The sequence below is a fragment of the Staphylococcus caledonicus genome (assembly GCF_016238465.1).
GTDB lineage: Bacteria > Bacillota > Bacilli > Staphylococcales > Staphylococcaceae > Staphylococcus > Staphylococcus caledonicus.
Genome location: NZ_JABTXV010000001.1, coordinates 284683 through 305920 on the forward strand (window position 1 = coordinate 284683; position 21238 = coordinate 305920).

The following is a 21238-nucleotide window of genomic DNA, read 5'->3' on the forward strand; positions in this document are numbered from 1 at the left end:
AGCTTATCTTATAAAAAGGCTTATAAGACCTATTACTTTAACTCTTAGATCATAGTTTTTATCTACTGTGGACTAAGCAGAAATCATGATACTTTTTAAAATTTTAAAATTATAATCTTATTATATAATTTATTGGAGAAAAATAAAGTGTATTTCACAATATTTACAGTTGAAAATAAAATTGTTTTTATCAAACAAACAAAATAGACGTATTTGTGCAATTTTCAAACACAAATACGTCTATTTTTTAGTATTTAATTTAAATGAAAAGGCGAATTAGCGTACTCGGATACTTACCTCATAAATTACTAATTAAAAATGTGGTTTTTAGAAAAATCGACAAAATTTGTGCTAGCTTTTGATAATAAGTCTTTGTTTTTAAAAGCTAAGACTACGCGATTTTTGAATTGCTCAGGCATTTTTAAATATTTAACATTACTTGTATCTGTAACAGATGTTTCTGGAATAAAAGTGAATGAACCACTGTATAATGCGAGCTTATGGGCAGTGTCTATACTCACAGTCTCGATAGTCACATTCGGGCTAATTTCATAGTATTTCAAGATATTGTAAAACAATTTACGTAACCCATATCTATCTTTAAGCATAATAAACTTTTGATGATTAATAGAACTCATAATTTGATCTAACGTCAGATTATCGAGATCTTTATACAATATATTTTGTGATGAGATAACTAGATATATATTTTCTGCATAAAGCTCGGCATAATCGATACTTGAATTCCATAAAGGCAAGGTGTTAAAACAAATATCAATTTTGTTATCTAGTAATTTATTTTCTAAATCTTTAGTATCTCCCTCAATTAAATCAATTTTAATTTTAGGATATTTTTGTGTAAATGCTGGCAACACTTTATGTAAAACATGTGAAGCTAAAGTTGGGTTAGTACCAATTCTTAAAAAGCCAGAGTCGTAATTCGAAATATTAGTCAGTTTTTGAGTCATTTTCAAATACATGAGATCAATATCTTTCAAATATTCATAATAAATTTCACCTTCAGTAGTCAAGATGAGTGGCTTTTTCTTTCTATTGAAAAGCGTTACGCCTAAAGAGGTTTCAATATTTTTTATGTAATTGCTGTAGTAGGGTTGAGAAACGTATAATTTATTTGAAGCTTTGGAAAAGGATCCTTCTTTAATAAGCGTATCTATAAAAAGCAATTCTTTATTAATATTATCACCTGCTTATAACTTATTTATTATAACTCGTATATGATAATAGGAATTTTACATTTAGTCAATTTAGAGAGAAAATTGATAGTGTTCTAAGAAAAGAAAGGGTGATAATTTGGCAACGAATATAGATGAAAAAGAAAAAATATGGACGAATAGTTTCGTATTAAATTTTATAGTTAACTTTCTAGTTAATTTAAATATGTATTTGTTAATAGTTATAATAGCTGGATATACACAACAGCAATTCAACGCGTCTGAAAGTACGGCGGGGCTCGTAGCTGGATTATTTATCGTAGGTTCACTATTTGGTAGATTTATCATGGGGAAATACGTCAACAGTTTAGGGCCTAAAACAGTATTAATTATTGGGGCAACGTTATTTACAATAACGAGTGCTTTTTATTTTGTAGAAACTTCAGTAGGATTTTTAATATTAGTTAGAATCTTAAACGGGTTCTCATTTGGTGTTTGTACAACATCTACCGGTTCAATAGCTGGTTACATTACTCCTCAATCACGAAAAGGGGAAGGTATTAGTTTATTTAGTTTAAGTATGGTGCTTGGAGCTGCAGTTGGGCCATTCTTAGGTTTACTTTTATTACAAGATTTTAGTATTGAAGTTATTTTCGGCCTTAATTTAATTTTAAGTGCTATTTCACTTATCATTGCATTAATTATGAAAGTGCCATTTGAAACAGTTAAACTTTCTAAAGAAGAGAAAGGTTTCCACATTTCTCAATTCGTAGCTAAAGAAGCAATGCCAATTGCTATCGTTGTTTTCGTTTCTGGTTTAACATACTCTTCAATTTTAAATTTCATGAATCCATTTGCTGCACAAAGGGATTTAGTGACTGCCTCTAGTTATTTCTTTATTGTCTATGCTATCATTTCAATCATCTCAAGACCGATATGTGGTCGATTAATGGACAATAAAAATGAAAACTATGTAATTTATCCTAGTATCATATTTTATATCATATGCTTTGTTGTTTTAGCTAACTCCCAATCATCATGGATGTTATTACTAAGCGGTGCAATATTAGGTTTAGGCTATGGTAACCTTACTTCTACATCACAATCTGTTTCTGTTAAAGTTGTGCCTAAAGAAAAAATTGCACGAGCAACTTCAACGTTCTTTATTGGTTTAGATCTTGGTTTAGGTTTTGGACCATATCTATTAGGAAGCTTTGTTCATAAAGTAGGTATTAGTAATATGTATCTTATTATGGCAGCAGTTTTAGTAGTTACATTCTTTGTGTATTATTTAATTCATGGGAAAAGTGTACGCACTGCATAAATAAGTTGAATATATCAAACAAGCCCATAATCGCATGGTTATGGGCTTGTTTTTTAATTAAAATTAGTTGTTATTTATTTTTTTACCTTCAGTACGTCCAGTTTCGCCCTTATCTTTATGAGCTTTCGGATTATCCTTTTTATGTGTACTTTTCTTCACAGGCTCTACTGAGTCTTTATCGTGGCTACACGCCCCTAATAATAGAAAACTTGAAAGTAAAATAAAAGCTACTTTTTTCATAATGTCACCCTTTGTTAAAAAAATAATATTGGAATATTCAAATAATTATATTTTAAGTATGACACATTTTATTTAATATTCAATAGTTATTATTAAAGTTAAAAAAACAGACATAAAGCATATAAAACAGGTAGGGAAGCCTACCTGTTTTCATGCTTTAATTAGTTAGCGTTATTTCCATTTTGAGTAGATTCAGGAGTTGTACTTTCCTGAGTTGAACCAGTTGTATCTTCACTACTTTGGTTGTCTTCGCTGCTATTAGCTGAATATGTTTGAATTTCTGAGTTAGACGATTGATCATCAGTATTTGTATTATTCTCTGTTGAGGCATCGTCATTTCTATTATTATTACCAGTATTATTATTTGTAGTTTCGTTTGTTTGATTATAAGTTTGACCAGTATTATCAGATTGGTTTGTATTCTGGTTATTAGTATTTTGTTCAGCAGTGTTTTGATTACTATTTTGGTTATTTAAATCGCCATTAGACTGGCCTTGGCCACCATTTTGTTGATCGGTAGGTTGAGCATTCGTTGGTTGTTGCTCTTGAGTAGGCTGTTGTTCTTGTGTTGCATTTTCTTCACTACCATTATCTTGTGTGCTATTTTGTTCTTCTTGAGTTTCAACACTAATATTGTCTTCGGATGATTCATTATCTTTGGATTTATCATCATCTTTTGAATCATCTTTATCTTTTTTGTCTTTGTCTTTATCTTTGTCCTTATCCTTGTCTTTAGATGACTTGTCCTCATGTGATTTTTTATCTTTCGTTTCTACAGCTTTGTTCGTAGATGGGTTATTGCTTTCAATCATTTTATGAATACCTAGAGCCAGCATACTTAATAGGATAATTGTAATAGCCATTGCAAAGTATTTTAAGTAATTCTTATTTTTAAAAACTGCAACAATAGCGAATAAAATGATTATGAATGCTATCAGTAAAAGAGCCATGCCTATGTAGAACAACATTTTATCCATATCTTACCTCCGTTTATTTTAAATCATTAATTATATTGTACTATACTTATAAAACAATAAATATTAATGTGTAATTAACATCTAATTAATTTTTGAAAACAATTGTGTAAATAGGGGGATAGAATATTTACATTATTAACTATTTGCCTTATCGAAAATGTTCAATTCTTCATTTTCTTCACTAGCAGAAACATATAAAGTGTCATCATAAATGTGGGTATGTTCAGATTGAGTGTTTAAATTAATTTCTGCTAAAATTCTAAAAGCGCCATTATCTAGTGGCTCAACTATGGAAATTTCATTATTATTTTCTTGAATCATTAAACGTCTTTGTGAGTGGTTATTTATTTTCCAGTTATTCATATATTCACCTTTTCTTCAAAAATAAAACTACGTTAGCGTCATTCTAACGTAGTAAGAGGGTTAATCCTAATTAAAGCTTCTTTCAATTTCTGTAAAAGCTTTATTAGTTACTTTAATATTATCAATTCTATCTGCCGAAATTTTTCCGTCTAAATAGCCATAGTCAATGAGTACTTTGCAGTTTTCTAAAAAGTCGCTATACTCTCTATCACAAAAATAGTCATCTTGAGCTATAATACTATCTTTAAAATCATTAGCTTCATGTTCACTTTGCCCGCTATTAGAACGTTCCATATACAATTTATAAAATTTTGCGATTGTATATTTTTGTTCTTTTGTTAATTCGTCTAACATTGAAATTCCTCCCTCATAATTAATTAGTTATACCCCATTTTATAGGTTAAAAAAACGTCTTTATTTAGAGAATTGATGGGGTAATATCGATTTATTGTGCATCTTTAATACCTTCATCAACAGCTCTTGCAAATTTGTAGAATGTCTTTGTATAGTTGTCGTAATCGCTTCTAGTTTTTTGATCTAGATTTTTATTTTTGAAAAATAGTGCTCTTTGTCCGGTAGTTAATTCGAGTTGAACACCGTTATCGTTATGCCTATTGATAATATTTTCATCCGAGGTTGCTTCGACACCTTTAGGACTTTTTTGAATTGTAAAGCCTTTATCTTTAAGAGAACTTTTAATGGAGTTAGCTAGTTTCTTGTCCTTGCCCCCAACATAGACGATAGGGTCTTCGCCAGCATAGCCATGAATCGATATTGTTTCATCTGTATGCTTTAACATTTTTAATAATGTAGGTTCGTCAAATACGGTCGAAGTGATGTGAAGTTGTTCATTATGATCAGGAAGAAGCCCTTCAAAGGTGTAGTAGTCATATTTTCCAATATTTGAAATACGGCGTGCTAATTCAGTAGTACCTGGTTCAATACCGCCACCATGAATTGCAGTAATCAATATATGATTGTTCTTTCTGTTTTTAGTTCTAACTCTCCAATCTTCACCTTCAGTTGTATGTTTTTTTAAATCTTGAAAATTGGAATAGTAATCTGAAGAATGGTTTTTCTTTTCTTCGCGAGTTTTATAAATGACAAATGCAACAAGGACTACACCGATTATCAATAAAATGATAAATAGGTAATATAACTTTGAATACCAATTTTTTCTATTTTTCATGGGACCTTCCTTATATCGTTTTTAGTAGGGGAATAAATTTAAATTAATCATTTATAAATTAGCTTTTACATTATAAGTTATTTTATTAAAGAGCTCAAATATTGTTTGTTTTTCAAAAATAAAGTTAATAATACAATAGGAGGTATTTAAATGAGTAATATTCAAATAGAAGCAGCACAACCTCAACATAAAGAAGGTGGCAAATTAACCTATACTGCTATAGATGACATGGCCGAAGTTATACTTGGTACGTATAAAGATAAGGCTATTGAGGCTGATTTACAACAGTTATGGGAAAATCGCGCAAATCGATTTAGTCATGATATATCATATGTAGCTACTCAAAATAATGAAGTGCTTGGCGCGATAACGTGTGGGCCTTTAACAGAGATAGAAGAAAGAATGACACCCACAGTATTTCAAATTATTTCAATGAATAAACTTAGACCATTTCTTTCTATTTTTAAACATCCAAAGAAATTTTATTCTTTAGTAACAATGGATGAAGGGGAAGAAGGCGACTACCATATAAGCATGTTAGCCACTATGCCTAATGCTAGAGATAAAGGCGTCGCACAAAAATTATTGAATTTTGCGGAAAATAAAGCCAAAGAAGCGGGATATAGTAAAATATCATTAACCGTAGTTAAAGATAATGAGAAAGCATTAAATTTATACAAAAAACAAGGTTTTGAAATAATAGGCGAAATAAATAAAAAGCCTTTCTATCTTTATCAAATGAGAAAAAATATAAATTAAAAGAAGTGCTATTAAATTCGCACTTCTTTTAAAGATAATTATTGTTTATATTGATCATATTTGCCGTTTGCTATATCTTGCTCTCGTTCTTGAATTGTTTTATATACTTCGTCGGCATCATCACCATCATAATATCCTTGCTCTATTGCAGTTTTAGTTTGGAGTTCAGCTGATGATAAACCACCATGATATTTTTTACGTAACGCATCTACATATTCATCTTCAGTCGTGGTAGCATTAATTTCAGCATTAGGATCTTGATTTTCATTATCTTGAGAAGAAACATTAGAATTATCTTGGCTACGTTCATAAACTGATTTTTCTTTTCCGCTTTCTACGCGTAATGAGCTAGCATAAGCTGCACTTGCTGGTCCTTCCATGACATTCCCTTGAGGTATCACACCATTTGAAACGGCACTATTATATGCAAGAATTTTATCAGATTCTGAATAGTTATTACTATTAATGATTGAAGCTAAAGTGGCACGGTCAGTAATATTACTTACATCTACTTTAGTAGTGTTTTGTAAGTTATTATTTTCGTTTTCGTTATTTGAGGTATTTACATTCTCTTGTTGATTTTGTTTTTCATCATTATTATTATCACTGTCATCATTAGTATTTGATGATGCTTGATTTTTATCCTCATCTTTCTTACTGTTCTCTTTTTTACTTTTCTCTTTCTTATTAGAAGATTTTTGTTCTTTTGAATCAGATGAAGAAGCAGTTTTTGAGTTAGACTTTTTATCATCGTTACTATTATCTTTGGTGTCTTCAACTTGACTGCATCCTGTTAATACTAAAAAACTTAAAAATAATGTAAATAAAACTTTTTTCAATTTAATCTCTCCTTGTTTACCAGATATTATTATTTTACTATAAAATAATTACATAAATCTTTATAATTTTATAAAATATCGTAAAAGCGTTTACATAAATCACACATTCACTTCACGGTTTATTTACATAGATATGATAAATATGAAGTGAATAGGATGTGATATGAATGAAAAAGGAAATTTTGAAAAAGTACTTTAATAACAATGATTTCAAAGCAATTGCGATTGTATTTGGTTCTAAGAAGATAGTGTTAGAGAACGATATTCATGTAGATTACGAAAACGAAATTATCATTTATCCATTAAAGAATTGTACGCGTATCATCCCATTTAGTTCTATTTCTTATATTGATTTATTAGAAGAAAATGAGCATTTTGTAAATTACTTTAAAGAGACGGTTTAAAAGGCTAAATAGAAAAAGAGGTTGGAGATAATTACTCAAGATTAAAAACTTGAGCTACTAATCTCTCAACCTCAATATTTTTTAACTAATTTTAATTGATAATCATCTGTAAAATTATCGACTAAGGCATAAGGTGAAATAATGAGCAATCCATGATCATTAATTGCATTTTTGCTTACGCCATATTTATATGCTTGGTAAATAATTTTTGTACAGTATGTAAAGCGCTCGCTTTTAAGATTTAATGTTACTAAATAGGTTTTATCGCTATCTTTATAATGATTTTTAGCCCAATCGGCCGCTTTTTGACCAGCTCCGGGTTTAGCACAACGATAAACTTTAATCCAATCGTCTTCACCTTCACCAAATCTTTGTTTAAACGATTCGAAGGATTCGGTAATAGGTTTGTCGCCAGGACCTTCAATTTGTAATACAGTGTCGTGATCAAGGGCAATGCTAGAATGACCAAAAAATCCGAATAACACAGGGCCTTTTGTGAGGATAATGTCACCTGGTTTTAAATCAAAGTTATCGTTAGTAGTGGTAGTAAGTTCTGAGTAGTCAGAGTTAGCTTCAGTTAGTGGCGAGATAAACAAGAAAGTAAGTAGCATGATAAGTACAACTTTGTATATATAGGTTCTTATGAATTTCAATGTATGTCTCCCTAGTTTTTTAAAACTCGATATTTACTAATTTATCTAAAAGAACGCTTATATGCAATAAATAAAAAAAGAGCAAGATAGAAATCTAATGTAATTTTAAAGATTTCATACTCTCACTCCGACAAAATTAAACAAGCCTTTGAGCTCATTTTCAAAAATGAAGGTTATAATATGCCAAATATTAGTACATAAATCAGTAATGCAAAGCCGAAAATGTAAAAGATTACTGTAAAACCTAAATATGATTCTTTGCGTTCTTCTTTTTTAGATTTAAGTAATAAGCCTAATATAATTGAGGCTGCTACTACGAAAATGATACCCAGCCATAATAAAATGGTTAAATGCATACTCATGTTCCAAGCCTCCTAATGGTTAATTTAGAAAAAAGTGTATATCAATGGATATACATAATATAACAGTAAAATCACATTAACTAGAAAAATGATTTCATTAATAAGATTCTTACACATTATAGCAATAGTTAAACTTAAAATGATGGCTATGCCACTGATTACTAGTCCTGGTACGAGCCAGAAATAATCGTCTAATTCAGGATAGTAGGTGACGATAACATTAAAACCTAAAAATAAAATTGTCATAAAAATATTAAGCCAAAATATTTTATTTATTTTCATAGGTCTCTCCTCATTTTAAGCAAAATCTTTAATTTAATAATATCACTTATTTTCTAAAGGTAAAATGAGTTATTCGTTTAGTAACAATAATGTCTTTAACTATAAAAATATAAAAAAACTGCCTGCTTAGACCAAGTCTAAACCGACAGTACGACATTGTTTTAATAAATCCTAGCCACAATCGAAGAATTGTAAATAGTGAAATTCGACAATTAGTATAAATAATTCAATTTTAAACTAAATATACAAACAGATAAAGTTCACAAAAATGTCACATTTAGCAAAAAATAAATGGTTTAATTATTTTAAATAGCAAATAGTTTTGCATTATATATTTAAGTAATAAACAATAATCAACATTTCCACATAGATTGATTTTATTGAATATACCAAAATATTTACATATAATTACGAGTAATACTATATGTTTTAACAATCAACGTTTCCAAAGCCCCAGCTAGAGATACTAAGGAGGATAATTATGACATTTTATGATTTTATTATAGGTTTTATAAATGATGATACGCCTCTTGGAAGATTAGCGAACTATATCGCTAATGATTGCCAATTTCCAAAGCACGAGCAAAACAACAAAGCTATAAGAGCTTACGTTATGTCTAACTACGTAGACCATCAAATTATTGAAAGCGCCAATAGAGCGATTAGTTTATATAAATTAATTTAAGAAATATTAATACCAATTTTGGGTGTTAAGCGCATCCCATACATCTTTTGTTCTGAAATTAATTTCATTATTTTTTATTGAAAAAGGCTGAATAATTTCTCTGTCCATCCATGAATTAATAAGTTCATTAGGAACGCCATCAAGTACCATGTCTGTTTTACTAACTATTAAACATTCCCAATCTAATGAGAGTTTATTAGGATTGACATAATTATATTCATTATAATCACTCATAATTAACACTCCTTTAGTGATTCCAAATCCTATAATCTTTATACCCATCACATTCGGTATAAAACCACTTCTTCGCGATTTTCTTTTTTCTACTTTTTGAAAATTAAGCTATTAATGTATACTATTATATGAATAAATAATTATGAAACCGAGAGTTTTAATAGTTAGTAAAATGAAAAAGTTATCTTAAGCATAAGCTTTTTTATCTAAAAATGAGGTGCAATCAATGTCTAAAACACTTTATTTAATGAGACATGGACAAACAATGTTTAATCTAAGAGGCAAAGTACAGGGGGCCAGCGACTCTCCATTAACCGAATTAGGAATTTCCCAAGCTCAAAAAGCAGGACAATATTTCAAAAATAACAATATCATCTTCGATCATTTATATGCTTCAAGTTCCGAACGCGCCTGTGATACGTTAGAGAATGCAGTACCTAATACGTTATATCAACGGGTAAAAGGACTTAAAGAATGGAGTTTTGGACTATTCGAAGGGGATAGTAAGCAATTACTCGATGCTTTGTGGGAAAGTAAAGATATATTTGGCGAACGCTTAGTTCCTTTCGGCGGAGAAACTCATCAAGAGGTTGAATCACGTTTAAATCGTACGCTAATTGATATTATGGAGAAATCAAATAGCAATACAGTTTTAGCCGTGTCGCACGGAACAGCGATTCACGCTTTTTTAGGAAAATGGATAGGGGTTACCGCAGGAAATGATTATTTTATCGGAAATTGTCATATTCTAAAATTTGAATACAACCATCATCAATTTAAATTAATTGAAAAAGTAGATCCCATTGCAGAGTAATAAGTGAAAATATAGCTAATATTATGCTCCTTTCAAAGTTGACGTGAACATCTAATCACTTTGTAAGGAGCATATTTATTAAATGAATAAACAATATAATAAAATGCTAATTTTCTAAAAATTAAAATGTAAAATATACAACTTACGTGGATAATAGTTAAAGGTATTTATAAAACGGGAAAATAGTTTTTGCATTATTTACTGATATTTAAACCATATCATGTTGTAACCAATGCACATCAAAGTATTCGTCTCCAATTTTAGTTGATTTAGTTTCTAAGCCTAATGTTTCAAATCCTAAAGAAGAGAAGAATATCTTACCACTAATGTTATTAGAAGTTACACTAGTCATTAGTTTTTCCACACCACGAGATTTAGCGAATTCAATCACTTCACGTATTAAGTCGCGAACTGAATCTTCCTCTTCCTTATCTTTTAAAAATAAATTTTCAATCATTGCTTTATGTTGACTTCCTACTTGTTTCAGCTGACGAAGTGTCACACAAGCGACAAGTTCATTATCTTTAAAAGTTCCAAAGATATTCCAATAGTCAGTTTCTGGAGATAAAATATAATTAAGACAATCGTGTGTCACGTGTTCTAAATATAGTTTATCCCAAGAATAAGTATGTGAATTGCTTGATAATAATGAGGTATAGTCATCTAAATCATTTGTGTTTAATATTCTTATTTCTGCCATTTTATCCTCCTCATAAAACAGATAACTTTAATCTAAATGATTAATACTCGAAAATTTAAAATTTAATAAAAGAAAATTTGATAGAGTAAAAAACAATTTATGTAAAATGGTTTCCATTTCTATAAGTATAAATGTTTTATAAAGTTTTTTAATTACTGTATTTATAGAATAACTTAAAATCGCAAAATATACAAAAAAAGGGACAGAAAAATTCCAAGAATCTTTCTGTCCCTCTAAATATATTAAATTACAAGTAAATACTATATTAGTCTACTACTTGAACGTTTAAGTCTACATCGATATTGCCACGAGTTGCTTTTGAGTATGGGCAAAATTCGTGTGCATCTTGTAAATATTTTTCAGCGTCTTCTTGAGATAAGACGTTTTTAACTTTTGCGTCGATTGCTACGCTTAATTTAGGACTTTCTGCATCTGGATCGTCCTCTAAACGTACTGTTAATGTTACTTCAGGTTCAGCATCGCGAACTTTATTTTGTTTTAAGATAAGGTCGAATGCACCATTAAAACATGAAGCATAACCTGCTGCGAATAATTGTTCAGGGTTTGTCGCATTGCCGTCCGCTTGTTGTGGTGGTAATACATCTACGTTGATTGCTTTATCGTCAGTGTGTACATGTCCTTTACGTCCACCAACGTTTGTCGCTTTTGTTTCATATTGAACTGCCATTATTATTACCTCCTATAAATCTAATACAACTATTGTTTACCCAACTTACAATTTTTAAACCATATTTAATATTAATTTTTGAAAAGTATTCCTCACATTGATTGGCTAGAGTAGTGCAATAGTTTAAAATATAAACAAATTATACTAAGAAAGTAGGGAAACCCATGACAACTGTAGACGTAGCTGCAACCATTGCGCCAGAGGGATTAATCGAAAATACAACTATTGATGATATTAAGGAACATGAATCGAATATAGATATTATTGAATTACGTATAGATCAATGGGCAAATCATCATCTTCAGTTGTTAAGACAAAATCTTTCGTTATTAAAACAAATAGATTCTGACTTTAAAGTTTTAGTGACATATCGTACCGCATCTCAAGGCGGTAAAGGGGCCTTGTCATCTGAAGATTATCTTGAACTATTAAGAGAGATAGCCATAGTAGATGACTTCCATATGCTTGATATAGAGTGGGATAGCGATATACCACCTCAAACACTTCGTGATATCGTTCGTTTGGCACAACAAAATTATAAACAGGTTATAGTGTCGTATCATAATTTTGCAGAAACACCTGGTATAGATGAATTAAGATTTACTTATTATAAAATGCATCAGTTGAGCCCTAACATTATCAAAATTGCGGTTATGCCTAATTCTCGAGAAGATGTGGCTATTCTATTGGAAGCGATGGCTTCTAGCGTGGGTGCAGTGAGTTGTCGCATGATAGGTATTTCAATGTCTGATTTAGGGTTAGTTAGCCGAACTGCACAAGGCGTGTTTGGAGGTTCTATTTCTTATGGATGTTTAGGTGAGCCACAAGCACCAGGTCAAATTCATGTAAAAGCGTTAAAAGAGCAGTTGGCATTTTACGAAAATACGTAGGAACTATTTGAATTTAGTAGTGTGAGGCTTTATAATTGATAATAGTTATCAATATGAAGGAGCGATAATTGTGGAACTACAAGAAGCAATTTCTTCAAGAAGAAGTATTAAAAAATTTAAACATGATATGACGATAGATAATAATGACTTATTTGAGGTTATTGAGAAAGCTACTGATGCTCCTAACCATGGAATGAGAGAACCATGGAGATTTATTCATATACCTAAAGAAAAATTAGGAGAAATGAGTAGAGATGTAACGTATTTTGCATTTCCAAATAGTCCTGAAAAACAAGAAGATCATTATAACAATGTAACTAAATTAGGCGGAATGTTGGTATTAGTAGTTAAAACTGATCCAAGACAACGTCAAAATAGAGAGAATTTCTTTGCGATGGGTGCCTATGCTCAAAATTTAATGTTGTTATTACATGAAAAAGGCATTGGAACATGTTGGAAGACTCCACCATATATCTTCGACCCTAAAGTACGTAAAGTATTTGGAATTAAGGGCGACGAAGCTATTGCTGGGTTACTTTATTTAACTGATTTAGAAGATGTGCCAACAAAAGCACCTCGTAAAAATAAAAATCTAGTTTCTGAATATTAAATGTAAAAAAAGCTAGAATCCTGATATACAAGGATTCTAGCTTTTCATATATTATTAGGTTTGTGAGCTGGGCTTTTTATTTATTAAATGTTTCGTCTAAGAATGATTCAACTTGTTCTGGAGATTTCGCATTTGCTGAATGTAAATGTGCACGTTTGTTACCATTTTCAAAGACTAATAAACTTGGAATGCCCATTACATCGTTATCTGTCGCAACATCTTCTAACTCATCACGGTTAACTGTATACCATTCGTAGTCATTATATTTCTCCATAATCGGATCAATCCACATATCCATCGCTTTACAGTCAGGGCACCAACCTGCTTCAAATTTCACGATAACAGGTTTATCACTTTGAATTGTAGAGTTAAATTGTTCATTTGTATTAATACTTTCCATATATAACGCTCCTTTTTTAATAAATGCTAAAGGTATTATAACTAAATTATTACATTATTTGAAAAATTAAGCTTAAAAGATAGAGCGTTTCCATAAATTATCTGATATATTTAGGATAAGTCTAATTAGGAGGTTACATCTGCATGATTAAATTTTATCAATATTCAAATTGCACGACTTGCAAGAAGGCTGCAAAATTTTTAGATGACCACGGCGTAAGTTATGAACCTATCGACATTGTTCAACACACGCCTACTAAAAAAGAGTTTGAAGAAATTATCAATAAAACAGGTGTTGAAATAAATAAATTATTTAATACACACGGAGCAAAATATAGAGAATTAAACCTAAAAGATAAATTGAAAGATTTATCTAAAGACGAAAAGTTAGATTTATTAGCTTCTGATGGCATGTTAGTTAAACGACCATTAGCTATTTCAGGCGAAAAAATTACTTTAGGTTTCAAAGAAGAACAATATAAAGAAACGTGGTTATAGGTTAAATTTACAAATTTTAATTTTATAAATTATTCGAATTTTTATATTAATAGTTGAATGAAACTTAACGGTATGGCATCATTAAATTGTAATTATTTTTAGGAGGGGATTTTCGTGGCAGTACCGAGCGAATTTAAATATTCAAAAGAACATGAATGGGTAAAAGTTGAAGGCAACACTGCAACAATCGGTATCACTGAATACGCACAAGGCGAATTAGGCGATATCGTATTCGTTGAATTACCAGACGTTGATGATGAAATTAATGAAGGGGACACTTTTGGTAGTGTAGAATCAGTTAAAACAGTATCTGAATTATACGCGCCAGTATCTGGTAAAGTTGTTGAAACTAACGACGAATTAGAAGATAGCCCTGAGTTCGTTAACGAATCACCATACGAAAAAGCATGGATGGTTAAAGTTGAACTTAGCGATGAAAGTCAATTAGACGAATTATTATCTGCTGATCAATATAAAGAAATGATTGGTGAATAATTTACTTAAACTCCTTGATTATATATCTGGGAGTTTTTTATTTCCGGAAAATTAGAGATTGGGACACCGTTTATTGGTTTTCCAACACCAATTAATAACGTCTCGATCTGTTTAAATATAAAATTGTACTTATAGCTATACATAAATAGCTTAATTTTTGTTTTATCTTATATTTTATGATGTGTTGTTCTAACTAATAATGTCTTAGCTTTATATTTTTACTCATTTTCAAAAGTATTGAATTATAATAAATGTTTAGCTTTTTGAGTTTCTGTGAAGAAGTAAATGATTGTTTATTATCGACTTAGAAGGTGGATGAACATGGCAATTTTAAATAAGGTTATTATTGTTGAAGGTAAATCTGATAAGAAGAGAGTACAACAAGTCGTTGCTGAACCTGTGAATATCATTTGCACACATGGTACAATGAGTATCGATAAATTAGACGATATGATTGAAACTTTATATGATAAGCAAGTGTATGTGCTAGCAGATTCGGATAATGAAGGCGAGAAGATTAGAAAATGGTTTAAACGTTATCTTAGTGAAAGTGAACACATCTACGTGGATAAAACGTATTGTGAAGTAGCACGATGCCCTAAGAACTATCTTGCTCACGTATTAAGTAAACATGGCTTTACAGTTCGTAAAGAAAAAAGTCTAATTCCTAATTTAAGAACTGAAAGGTTAGTAATTATGCATGAATAATTCTATAGAAATTGAAGATATAAGCGAACATTATAATAAAGATAAACATTTAATTTTTGGTTACACACCAATGTGTGGAACATGTAAAATTTCAGAACGGATGTTAGATATAGCGAATGAAATTTTACAGTTACCAATTAAGAAGATAGATTTAAATTATCATCCAGAATTTAGTGAAAAAAATAAAATTATGTCTGTGCCTGTACTCATAGTCATGAACAAAGATCAAGAAACCGATAGAATTTATGCTTTTCAATCGGTTCCTTATTTGTTAGAAAATTTAAAATAGTTGTTGACGAAACTAGAGTGCAATGGTAGGATATAAATTAATTAAATAGTGCGAAAACTCTTATCAAGAGAGGTGGAGGGATGTGCCCTATGAAGCCCGGCAACCGTCTTATTATAGAAATGGTGCCAATTCACATAAAGTGTCACACTTTAGAAGATGAGAGAAAGATGATTCAATGCTTTCTCCACCGACTAAAGTGGGGAAAGCATTTTTTAATTACATAAAGGTTTAAGGAGGCATTTAACGTGATTGAGTTGAATCAAGTTGTTAAACGTTATCACACAAAGAATAAAGATGTACTCGCTGTTGATCACGTTGATTTAAAAATAGAAACTGGCACGATTTTCGGAGTCATTGGATTCTCTGGTGCTGGTAAAAGTACGTTAGTGCGTATGTTCAATCATTTAGAAGAACCTACGTCAGGCGATATCATTATTGATGGTGACAATATAAATAAATTGTCTAAATCAGACTTACGACAAAAACGTCAAAAAGTAAGCATGATTTTCCAACATTTTAATTTATTATGGTCGCGTACCGTCTTACGTAATATTATGTTCCCGCTTGAAATTGCTGGCTTTTCAAAAGATAAAGCTAAAAAGAGAGCGTTAGAACTCGTAGAATTAGTTGGCTTGAAAGGTAGAGAAAGTGCTTACCCTTCAGAATTGTCTGGTGGTCAAAAACAAAGAGTAGGTATCGCTCGAGCATTAGCCAATGAACCAGACGTATTATTGTGTGATGAAGCCACAAGTGCGCTAGACCCACAAACGACTGATGAAATATTAGATTTATTATTGAAAATTAAAGAACGCGAGAATTTAACAATTGTTATCATTACCCACGAAATGCATGTAATCAGACGTGTGTGTGATGAAGTAGCAGTAATGGAAAATGGTCGCGTGATTGAACAAGGCAATGTCACTCAAGTATTTGAAAATCCACAACACGAAGTGACAAGACGCTTTGTAAAAGAAGATTTAGATGATGATTTTGAAGAATCAATTAAACATTTAGAGCCTTTAGATCCAGATGCTTACATCGTAAGAGTTAACTTCAATGGTGAAAATACTACAGAACCAGTTATTTCTTACATAACTAAAACACATAATATTGATTTTAATATTCTTGAAGCAAATATTAAAAATACGCGTGGTAGTTCATTAGGATTCTTAGTTATCCACGTCCCACATATTGCGGGAAAAGATTTTGAAAATTTCAAAAATGACTTACATCAGCAACATGTCAATGTGGAGGTGATTAAACATGGATAAGTCTTATGGTGATATTTTCCACGAGATGATCACAATGCCTAATGTTCAGTGGCCAGAAGTATGGCAAGCAATTTACGAAACGCTTTATATGACGATTGTGTCTACTATCTTTGCGTTTATCTTTGGATTAATTTTAGGGGTGTTATTATTCTTATCTGCTAAAAGTAATTCTACAGGCGCAAGAGTGTTCTATAGTATTGTGTCGTTCATTGTAAACCTGTTCCGTGCAATACCATTTATCATCTTAATCTTGTTATTAATTCCATTTACAAGTGTCCTATTAGGAACAATTAGTGGCCCGACTGGTGCACTACCTGCCTTAGTTATTGGGGCAGCACCATTCTATGCAAGATTAGTTGAAATTGCATTTAAAGAAATAGATAAAGGTGTTATTGAAGCGGCATGGTCTATGGGGGCAAATACTTGGACAGTCGTTCGTAAAGTATTAATTCCAGAAGCAATGCCTGCGCTAGTATCAGGTATTACAGTTACTGCCATCGCTTTAGTTGGCTCTACTGCAATTGCCGGTGTTATTGGTGCCGGTGGTTTGGGTAACTTAGCTTACTTAACTGGTTTTACTCGAAACCAAAATGATGTCATTTTAGTTTCAACAGTATTTATTTTAATTATTGTATTTATAATTCAATTTATTGGGGATTGGATTACAAATAAAATTGACAAACGTTAAAGAAAAGAGGATGGAATGAATGAAAAAACTTTTTAGTCTATTTTTAGTACTTACATTAACAGTCGTTTTAGCAGCTTGTGGTAATGGCAATGGTGGAAAAGATAAAAAAATTACAGTCGGTGCATCGCCAGCGCCTCATGCTGAAATTTTAGAAAAAGCTAAACCTTTACTTAAAAAGAAAGGCTATGACTTAGAAATTAAAACAATCAATGATTACACTACGCCAAACAAATTATTAGATAAAGGTGAAATTGACGCTAACTACTTCCAACACGTTCCTTACTTAAAAACAGAAAGTAAAGAAAAAGGCTACAAAATTGAAGATGCTGGTAAAGTTCACTTAGAACCAATGGCTGTTTACTCTAAAAAATATAAAAGCTTAAAAGACCTTCCTAAAGGTGCTACAGTTTACGTGTCTAACAACCCAGCTGAACAAGGTCGTTTCTTAAAATTCTTCGTTGACGAAGGTTTAATTAAAATTAAAAAAGGCGTTAAAATTGAAGACGCTAAATTTGAAGATATTACTGAAAATAAAAAAGACATTAAATTTAACAACAAACAATCAGCTGAATATCTACCTAAAATCTATCAAAACCAAGACGTTGATGCAGCAATCATTAACTCTAACTATGCAATCGATCAAGGCTTAAGCCCTCAAAAAGATTCAATTGCAGTTGAAAAAGCGAACAACAACCCTTACGCAAACTTAATTGCCGTTCAAAAAGGTCATAAAGACGATGAAAAAGTAAAAGCTTTAGTTGAAGTATTACAATCTAAAGAAATTAGAGACTTCATCAAAGATAAATACAAAGGTGCCGTTGTACCTGCTAAATAATAAATATTGAAATAAGCTCCGTAGTGATTTTATCGCCTACGGAGCTTTAGTATGTTTTAAACAGTTTTCGTATCACTATAAAGGATACCGACGCCAAACTTGTTTTGAGCGATGGCATACTCAAACTTAATAATTTCAATATAAGGATGCTCTTCTAAAAAGTTATTTACTTTTTTATTTAGGCCATTTTCTGTCATAGCACTAAAATTTATAAATTTCATAATATTCAACTCCTTCTTGTGATTAAGTGTAGCATAGTGCTAAATGATATTATTAGTAGAATATTTCCATTGAGCTTAATTAAAATATTTTGTTATTTATGTTTATAAGTAATTTGGCGGGGTATAGTATCTATGTAAATGACAGTCTACCAAGGAGGAATTTTAAATGGCTGAAGATAAATTTGAACAAGCAAAAGGTAACCTTAAAGAAACAGTTGGTAACGCAACTGACAATAAAGATTTAGAAAAAGAAGGTCAAAACGATAAAGCATCAGGTAAAGCTAAAGAAGTTGTCGATAATGTAAAAGACAAAGCTAATGATGTAATCGATAAAGTAAAAGGCGACAACAATAAATAAAGTCGTATTATAGAACGAGCGCATGTGCATTGCACATGCGCTTTTTTGTGTTTATAGAGAAGATGTTTAAACGTCTCGTGTGTTAATGCATACTCATGTTATAATCACTCAACACTTCACATTTTCCATATAAAAAAGCCAACAAAGAATTGGGCTTTGTTGACCATTAAATTATAACTAAATATTATTCTGGAGTATCGACACTACTTGTTACTTGGCCTAAAACATAGCTTGCGATAAAGCCTAAAACAAGAGTGATAATAGAAATAATCCACTCGGTTGCTGAGCTTGGTAGGCCAGGGAAAACCGCAAAAATAGATCCTACCACAAAGCCAATAATTAAGGCGAATGTAGTGTAAAAGTAATGTGTTAAACAATACTTAATAATACGGCTTGAAAGTAAGAAACCTGTTAAAATACCAAGTCCTACAATTAGAAGTAGTGGAAGTCCATCAAAGTTAAGTTTAACTAAATCTGATATTGCATACATAACTGTTCCGTAAGCACCAAATACTAATAACATAAATGAACCAGAAATTCCTGGTAATAACATAGCACTAGAAGCACATACACCAGCTAAAAAGTATTTAATAATAAGACCAAAAGATAAATGAAGTGATGTGTCTGCGCTTTGGTCACCTGAATTTAATAAAGTTATTGCAATTAATATAGCAATTCCGATAATCATTACAATGTAGTGTTTAGCAGAAAAAGTCTTTTTAACATGGGCAGTTCTTAATAAGTAGGGGATGATACCGATAATTAATCCAGTAAAGAAGAACATAGTTACCACATGGTGATGTTCTAATAGATAATTAATTAAGTTACTTAATATCCCGATTGCTAAGCCCATACCTATTAATATAGGAAGTAAAAATTTTAAACTAGGCCAAAATCTTTTAGAAAATAGTCCGCTTATTGAGGAAATAAAGCCATCGTAAATACCTAATAATAGGGCTATTGTACCTCCGCTTATTCCGGGAACTAAATCCGACGTGCCCATACCAAATCCTTTTAAAATATTGCTCCACCTAAAATTTTTCATGAGCATTTCCTTTCTATTGTTAATTGAAAGAAAATCATAACAAAATTCACAAAAATAAGAAAACAATTGAATTATAAAATTCAATAATATTGAAGGTTTGATTTATTTTACTCCAAAATTAATTTTTCTTAGCAAATGTCATCCAATAATCTGCAGAATTCGAACGAAAGGAGAGGAGAAGTTATTCAAAATATACAAAGCCTTAGCCAAGCACATTTGTGTCTAAATTGTTTCTATTGAGAACAATGCGCGCATCATTATCAGTTGAAATCGATTAAAGTTTGCTAGATAAAAATCATTTTAGATAAATAATAAGTCTAATTTGGAGTTTTAATAAGTTTATATTACGGGATATATGCGTTATAATGAGGTGTATTAAAGTATACAGAGCTTTTTGACTACACATTAAAATTATTATAAACTAGTTAAGAAACTTTATATGACGGAGGGAATATAAATGGCATCAACATTAGAAATTAAAGATCTACATGTATCTATTGAAGATAAAGAAATCTTAAAAGGTGTTAATTTAACTGTTAAGACAGACGAAATACATGCAATTATGGGACCTAATGGTACTGGTAAATCAACATTATCATCTGCAATTATGGGGCACCCAACATACGAAGTAACACAAGGTGAAGTATTATTAGATGGCGTTAACATTTTAGAATTAGAAGTTGACGAAAGAGCAAAAGCTGGTCTTTTCTTAGCGATGCAATACCCATCAGAAATCACTGGTGTAACTAATGCAGACTTCATGCGTTCAGCAATCAATGCGAAACGTGAAGAAGGACAAGAAATTAACTTAATGCAATTTATTAAAAAATTAGACCAAGAAATGGACTATTTAGATATCGATAAAGATATGGCTCAACGTTACTTAAATGAAGGATTCTCTGGCGGTGAGAAAAAACGTAACGAAATCTTACAATTAATGATGTTAGAACCTAAATTTGCGATTCTTGATGAAATCGACTCAGGTTTAGATATCGACGCATTAAAAGTAGTATCTAAAGGTATCAACAAAATGCGTGGGGAAAACTTTGGCGCATTAATGATTACTCACTATCAACGTTTATTAAACTACATTACTCCAGATAAAGTACACGTAATGTATAGCGGTAAAGTAGTTAAATCAGGTGGCCCAGAATTAGCTAAACGCCTTGAAGAAGAAGGTTATGAATGGGTTAAAGAAGAATTTGGTGCTACAGAATAGTCTATGAATTGTTCATTTAAATAATGA

General features: G+C 31.0%; 32 protein-coding genes and 1 riboswitch. Of the genes, 16 read left to right on the top strand and 16 right to left on the bottom strand.

All coding sequences use genetic code 11. The features are described 5' to 3' along the window. Positions 1–308: 308 nt before the first annotated feature. Positions 309–1184, bottom strand: a complete 876-nt coding sequence (locus HS848_RS01340) for a LysR family transcriptional regulator (protein WP_198610991.1) — start codon at positions 1182–1184, stop codon at positions 309–311. Positions 1185–1311: 127 nt separating this feature from the next. Between HS848_RS01340 and HS848_RS01345 the strand changes: the two genes are divergently transcribed. Next, positions 1312–2496, top strand: a complete 1185-nt coding sequence (locus HS848_RS01345) for an MFS transporter (protein ID WP_232806050.1) — start codon at positions 1312–1314, stop codon at positions 2494–2496. Between the two features lie 63 nt (positions 2497–2559). Here HS848_RS01345 and HS848_RS01350 read toward each other — a convergent pair whose 3' ends face one another. The 5 genes from HS848_RS01350 to HS848_RS01370 form a co-directional block, all read right to left on the bottom strand. Beyond that, positions 2560–2736 (bottom strand): hypothetical protein, encoded by a 177-nt coding sequence (locus tag HS848_RS01350; RefSeq protein ID WP_167409759.1) that lies wholly within the window; start codon positions 2734–2736, stop codon positions 2560–2562. A gap of 161 nt (positions 2737–2897) precedes the next feature. Then, complete coding sequence (locus tag HS848_RS01355; RefSeq protein ID WP_198610992.1) at positions 2898–3713, bottom strand: hypothetical protein; 816 nt, start codon at positions 3711–3713, stop codon at positions 2898–2900. Positions 3714–3848: 135 nt separating this feature from the next. Beyond that, positions 3849–4076, bottom strand: coding sequence for a hypothetical protein (locus HS848_RS01360; RefSeq protein WP_198610993.1), 228 nt, complete (start codon positions 4074–4076; stop codon positions 3849–3851). Positions 4077–4142: 66 nt separating this feature from the next. Then, positions 4143–4430 carry a hypothetical protein gene (locus HS848_RS01365; protein WP_107507520.1) on the bottom strand — a complete coding sequence of 96 codons (288 nt, stop codon included), beginning with the start codon at positions 4428–4430 and terminating at the stop codon, positions 4143–4145. Between the two features lie 91 nt (positions 4431–4521). Further along, complete coding sequence (locus HS848_RS01370) at positions 4522–5265, bottom strand: poly-gamma-glutamate hydrolase family protein (RefSeq protein ID WP_198610994.1); 744 nt, start codon at positions 5263–5265, stop codon at positions 4522–4524. Positions 5266–5415: 150 nt separating this feature from the next. On the opposite strand from HS848_RS01370, the gene HS848_RS01375 reads away from it, so the two are divergent. Then, positions 5416–6024, top strand: coding sequence for a GNAT family N-acetyltransferase (locus tag HS848_RS01375; protein ID WP_198610995.1), 609 nt, complete (start codon positions 5416–5418; stop codon positions 6022–6024). 38 nt (positions 6025–6062) lie between these two features. Here HS848_RS01375 and HS848_RS01380 read toward each other — a convergent pair whose 3' ends face one another. Beyond that, positions 6063–6863 carry a hypothetical protein gene (locus HS848_RS01380; protein ID WP_198610996.1) on the bottom strand — a complete coding sequence of 267 codons (801 nt, stop codon included), beginning with the start codon at positions 6861–6863 and terminating at the stop codon, positions 6063–6065. A 167-nt stretch (positions 6864–7030) separates the two neighbouring features. On the opposite strand from HS848_RS01380, the gene HS848_RS01385 reads away from it, so the two are divergent. Further along, positions 7031–7267 (top strand): hypothetical protein, encoded by a 237-nt coding sequence (locus HS848_RS01385; RefSeq protein WP_107507523.1) that lies wholly within the window; start codon positions 7031–7033, stop codon positions 7265–7267. Positions 7268–7338: 71 nt separating this feature from the next. On the opposite strand, the gene lnsA is transcribed toward HS848_RS01385, so the two are convergent. The 3 genes from lnsA to tsaA form a co-directional block, all read right to left on the bottom strand. After that, on the bottom strand, positions 7339–7878 hold the full coding sequence (lnsA, locus tag HS848_RS01390) for a lipoprotein N-acylation protein LnsA (RefSeq protein ID WP_198611672.1): 540 nt from the start codon (positions 7876–7878) through the stop codon (positions 7339–7341). Positions 7879–8093: 215 nt separating this feature from the next. Then, positions 8094–8282: a type II toxin-antitoxin system toxin TsaT gene (gene tsaT / locus HS848_RS01395; protein ID WP_198610997.1), complete on the bottom strand. Its 189-nt coding sequence runs from the start codon at positions 8280–8282 to the stop codon at positions 8094–8096. A gap of 24 nt (positions 8283–8306) precedes the next feature. Continuing rightward, positions 8307–8564 carry a type II toxin-antitoxin system antitoxin TsaA gene (tsaA, locus tag HS848_RS13015; RefSeq protein ID WP_408642056.1) on the bottom strand — a complete coding sequence of 86 codons (258 nt, stop codon included), beginning with the start codon at positions 8562–8564 and terminating at the stop codon, positions 8307–8309. A 481-nt stretch (positions 8565–9045) separates the two neighbouring features. On the opposite strand from tsaA, the gene HS848_RS01400 reads away from it, so the two are divergent. Beyond that, entirely contained in the window at positions 9046–9249 is a 204-nt protein-coding gene (locus HS848_RS01400) for a sterile alpha motif-like domain-containing protein (protein WP_107507389.1), read from the top strand. A 6-nt stretch (positions 9250–9255) separates the two neighbouring features. Here the strand turns inward: HS848_RS01400 and HS848_RS01405 are convergent, their stop codons facing one another. Next, a complete protein-coding gene (locus tag HS848_RS01405; protein WP_107507390.1) occupies positions 9256–9483 on the bottom strand; it encodes a hypothetical protein in 228 nt (75 codons plus the stop codon). A 226-nt stretch (positions 9484–9709) separates the two neighbouring features. On the opposite strand from HS848_RS01405, the gene HS848_RS01410 reads away from it, so the two are divergent. Next, on the top strand, positions 9710–10297 hold the full coding sequence (locus tag HS848_RS01410) for a histidine phosphatase family protein (RefSeq protein ID WP_198610998.1): 588 nt from the start codon (positions 9710–9712) through the stop codon (positions 10295–10297). 208 nt (positions 10298–10505) lie between these two features. Here HS848_RS01410 and HS848_RS01415 read toward each other — a convergent pair whose 3' ends face one another. Then, on the bottom strand, positions 10506–10997 hold the full coding sequence (locus HS848_RS01415) for a GNAT family N-acetyltransferase (protein ID WP_198610999.1): 492 nt from the start codon (positions 10995–10997) through the stop codon (positions 10506–10508). A 265-nt stretch (positions 10998–11262) separates the two neighbouring features. Next, entirely contained in the window at positions 11263–11685 is a 423-nt protein-coding gene (locus HS848_RS01420; protein WP_107507393.1) for an organic hydroperoxide resistance protein, read from the bottom strand. Between the two features lie 164 nt (positions 11686–11849). Between HS848_RS01420 and aroD the strand changes: the two genes are divergently transcribed. Both aroD and HS848_RS01430 read left to right on the top strand, forming a co-directional pair. Continuing rightward, a complete protein-coding gene (gene aroD / locus HS848_RS01425; RefSeq protein ID WP_198611000.1) occupies positions 11850–12575 on the top strand; it encodes a type I 3-dehydroquinate dehydratase in 726 nt (241 codons plus the stop codon). 70 nt (positions 12576–12645) lie between these two features. Beyond that, positions 12646–13185, top strand: a complete 540-nt coding sequence (locus tag HS848_RS01430; RefSeq protein WP_198611001.1) for a nitroreductase family protein — start codon at positions 12646–12648, stop codon at positions 13183–13185. Between the two features lie 76 nt (positions 13186–13261). Here the strand turns inward: HS848_RS01430 and HS848_RS01435 are convergent, their stop codons facing one another. After that, positions 13262–13585, bottom strand: coding sequence for a thioredoxin family protein (locus tag HS848_RS01435; protein ID WP_198611002.1), 324 nt, complete (start codon positions 13583–13585; stop codon positions 13262–13264). Between the two features lie 143 nt (positions 13586–13728). On the opposite strand from HS848_RS01435, the gene HS848_RS01440 reads away from it, so the two are divergent. From HS848_RS01440 to HS848_RS01470, 7 genes are all read left to right on the top strand, one after another. Next, positions 13729–14082: an arsenate reductase family protein gene (locus tag HS848_RS01440; RefSeq protein ID WP_107507397.1), complete on the top strand. Its 354-nt coding sequence runs from the start codon at positions 13729–13731 to the stop codon at positions 14080–14082. A 114-nt stretch (positions 14083–14196) separates the two neighbouring features. Next, complete coding sequence (gene gcvH / locus HS848_RS01445) at positions 14197–14577, top strand: glycine cleavage system protein GcvH (RefSeq protein WP_107506208.1); 381 nt, start codon at positions 14197–14199, stop codon at positions 14575–14577. Between the two features lie 321 nt (positions 14578–14898). Next, positions 14899–15285 carry a toprim domain-containing protein gene (locus HS848_RS01450; protein WP_103167034.1) on the top strand — a complete coding sequence of 129 codons (387 nt, stop codon included), beginning with the start codon at positions 14899–14901 and terminating at the stop codon, positions 15283–15285. Next, complete coding sequence (locus HS848_RS01455) at positions 15278–15574, top strand: thioredoxin family protein (RefSeq protein ID WP_107507398.1); 297 nt, start codon at positions 15278–15280, stop codon at positions 15572–15574. Before HS848_RS01450 ends, HS848_RS01455 begins: the two co-directional genes overlap by 8 nt. 57 nt (positions 15575–15631) lie before the next feature. Beyond that, a riboswitch (SAM riboswitch) is annotated at positions 15632–15737 on the top strand. 82 nt (positions 15738–15819) lie between these two features. After that, positions 15820–16845: a methionine ABC transporter ATP-binding protein gene (locus tag HS848_RS01460; protein ID WP_198611003.1), complete on the top strand. Its 1026-nt coding sequence runs from the start codon at positions 15820–15822 to the stop codon at positions 16843–16845. Beyond that, on the top strand, positions 16838–17533 hold the full coding sequence (locus tag HS848_RS01465; RefSeq protein WP_107507400.1) for a methionine ABC transporter permease: 696 nt from the start codon (positions 16838–16840) through the stop codon (positions 17531–17533). Before HS848_RS01460 ends, HS848_RS01465 begins: the two co-directional genes overlap by 8 nt. Positions 17534–17552: 19 nt before the next feature. Continuing rightward, positions 17553–18368, top strand: coding sequence for a MetQ/NlpA family ABC transporter substrate-binding protein (locus tag HS848_RS01470; RefSeq protein ID WP_198611004.1), 816 nt, complete (start codon positions 17553–17555; stop codon positions 18366–18368). Between the two features lie 56 nt (positions 18369–18424). On the opposite strand, the gene HS848_RS01475 is transcribed toward HS848_RS01470, so the two are convergent. Further along, positions 18425–18589, bottom strand: coding sequence for a hypothetical protein (locus HS848_RS01475; RefSeq protein WP_198611005.1), 165 nt, complete (start codon positions 18587–18589; stop codon positions 18425–18427). A 166-nt stretch (positions 18590–18755) separates the two neighbouring features. On the opposite strand from HS848_RS01475, the gene HS848_RS01480 reads away from it, so the two are divergent. Then, a complete protein-coding gene (locus HS848_RS01480) occupies positions 18756–18947 on the top strand; it encodes a CsbD family protein (protein ID WP_107507402.1) in 192 nt (63 codons plus the stop codon). Between the two features lie 184 nt (positions 18948–19131). Here HS848_RS01480 and HS848_RS01485 read toward each other — a convergent pair whose 3' ends face one another. Further along, complete coding sequence (locus HS848_RS01485; protein ID WP_198611006.1) at positions 19132–19992, bottom strand: DUF368 domain-containing protein; 861 nt, start codon at positions 19990–19992, stop codon at positions 19132–19134. Positions 19993–20449: 457 nt separating this feature from the next. Here HS848_RS01485 and sufC point away from each other — a divergent pair, with 457 nt between their 5' ends. Further along, complete coding sequence (gene sufC / locus HS848_RS01490; RefSeq protein WP_198611007.1) at positions 20450–21211, top strand: Fe-S cluster assembly ATPase SufC; 762 nt, start codon at positions 20450–20452, stop codon at positions 21209–21211. Positions 21212–21238 lie beyond the last annotated feature (27 nt).

Excerpts from the sequence above, each read along its gene's own strand:
- HS848_RS01415 (WP_198610999.1), bottom strand. The coding sequence starts at position 10,997 with ATGGCAGAAATAAGAATATTAAACACAAATGATTTAGATGACTATACC.
- HS848_RS01370 (WP_198610994.1), bottom strand. The coding sequence starts at position 5,265 with ATGAAAAATAGAAAAAATTGGTATTCAAAGTTATATTACCTATTTATC.
- lnsA (WP_198611672.1), bottom strand. The coding sequence starts at position 7,878 with ATGCTACTTACTTTCTTGTTTATCTCGCCACTAACTGAAGCTAACTCT.
- HS848_RS01400 (WP_107507389.1), top strand. The coding sequence starts at position 9,046 with ATGACATTTTATGATTTTATTATAGGTTTTATAAATGATGATACGCCT.
- sufC (WP_198611007.1), top strand. The coding sequence starts at position 20,450 with ATGGCATCAACATTAGAAATTAAAGATCTACATGTATCTATTGAAGAT.
- tsaT (WP_198610997.1), bottom strand. The coding sequence starts at position 8,282 with ATGAGTATGCATTTAACCATTTTATTATGGCTGGGTATCATTTTCGTA.
- HS848_RS01440 (WP_107507397.1), top strand. The coding sequence starts at position 13,729 with ATGATTAAATTTTATCAATATTCAAATTGCACGACTTGCAAGAAGGCT.
- HS848_RS01485 (WP_198611006.1), bottom strand. The coding sequence starts at position 19,992 with ATGAAAAATTTTAGGTGGAGCAATATTTTAAAAGGATTTGGTATGGGC.
- HS848_RS01420 (WP_107507393.1), bottom strand. The coding sequence starts at position 11,685 with ATGGCAGTTCAATATGAAACAAAAGCGACAAACGTTGGTGGACGTAAA.
- HS848_RS01355 (WP_198610992.1), bottom strand. The coding sequence starts at position 3,713 with ATGGATAAAATGTTGTTCTACATAGGCATGGCTCTTTTACTGATAGCA.
- aroD (WP_198611000.1), top strand. The coding sequence starts at position 11,850 with ATGACAACTGTAGACGTAGCTGCAACCATTGCGCCAGAGGGATTAATC.
- tsaA (WP_408642056.1), bottom strand. The coding sequence starts at position 8,564 with ATGAAAATAAATAAAATATTTTGGCTTAATATTTTTATGACAATTTTA.
- HS848_RS01450 (WP_103167034.1), top strand. The coding sequence starts at position 14,899 with ATGGCAATTTTAAATAAGGTTATTATTGTTGAAGGTAAATCTGATAAG.
- HS848_RS01470 (WP_198611004.1), top strand. The coding sequence starts at position 17,553 with ATGAAAAAACTTTTTAGTCTATTTTTAGTACTTACATTAACAGTCGTT.
- HS848_RS01465 (WP_107507400.1), top strand. The coding sequence starts at position 16,838 with ATGGATAAGTCTTATGGTGATATTTTCCACGAGATGATCACAATGCCT.
- HS848_RS01435 (WP_198611002.1), bottom strand. The coding sequence starts at position 13,585 with ATGGAAAGTATTAATACAAATGAACAATTTAACTCTACAATTCAAAGT.
- HS848_RS01410 (WP_198610998.1), top strand. The coding sequence starts at position 9,710 with ATGTCTAAAACACTTTATTTAATGAGACATGGACAAACAATGTTTAAT.
- HS848_RS01405 (WP_107507390.1), bottom strand. The coding sequence starts at position 9,483 with ATGAGTGATTATAATGAATATAATTATGTCAATCCTAATAAACTCTCA.
- HS848_RS01365 (WP_107507520.1), bottom strand. The coding sequence starts at position 4,430 with ATGTTAGACGAATTAACAAAAGAACAAAAATATACAATCGCAAAATTT.
- HS848_RS01480 (WP_107507402.1), top strand. The coding sequence starts at position 18,756 with ATGGCTGAAGATAAATTTGAACAAGCAAAAGGTAACCTTAAAGAAACA.
- HS848_RS01375 (WP_198610995.1), top strand. The coding sequence starts at position 5,416 with ATGAGTAATATTCAAATAGAAGCAGCACAACCTCAACATAAAGAAGGT.
- HS848_RS01360 (WP_198610993.1), bottom strand. The coding sequence starts at position 4,076 with ATGAATAACTGGAAAATAAATAACCACTCACAAAGACGTTTAATGATT.
- HS848_RS01475 (WP_198611005.1), bottom strand. The coding sequence starts at position 18,589 with ATGAAATTTATAAATTTTAGTGCTATGACAGAAAATGGCCTAAATAAA.
- HS848_RS01385 (WP_107507523.1), top strand. The coding sequence starts at position 7,031 with ATGAAAAAGGAAATTTTGAAAAAGTACTTTAATAACAATGATTTCAAA.
- HS848_RS01350 (WP_167409759.1), bottom strand. The coding sequence starts at position 2,736 with ATGAAAAAAGTAGCTTTTATTTTACTTTCAAGTTTTCTATTATTAGGG.
- HS848_RS01455 (WP_107507398.1), top strand. The coding sequence starts at position 15,278 with ATGAATAATTCTATAGAAATTGAAGATATAAGCGAACATTATAATAAA.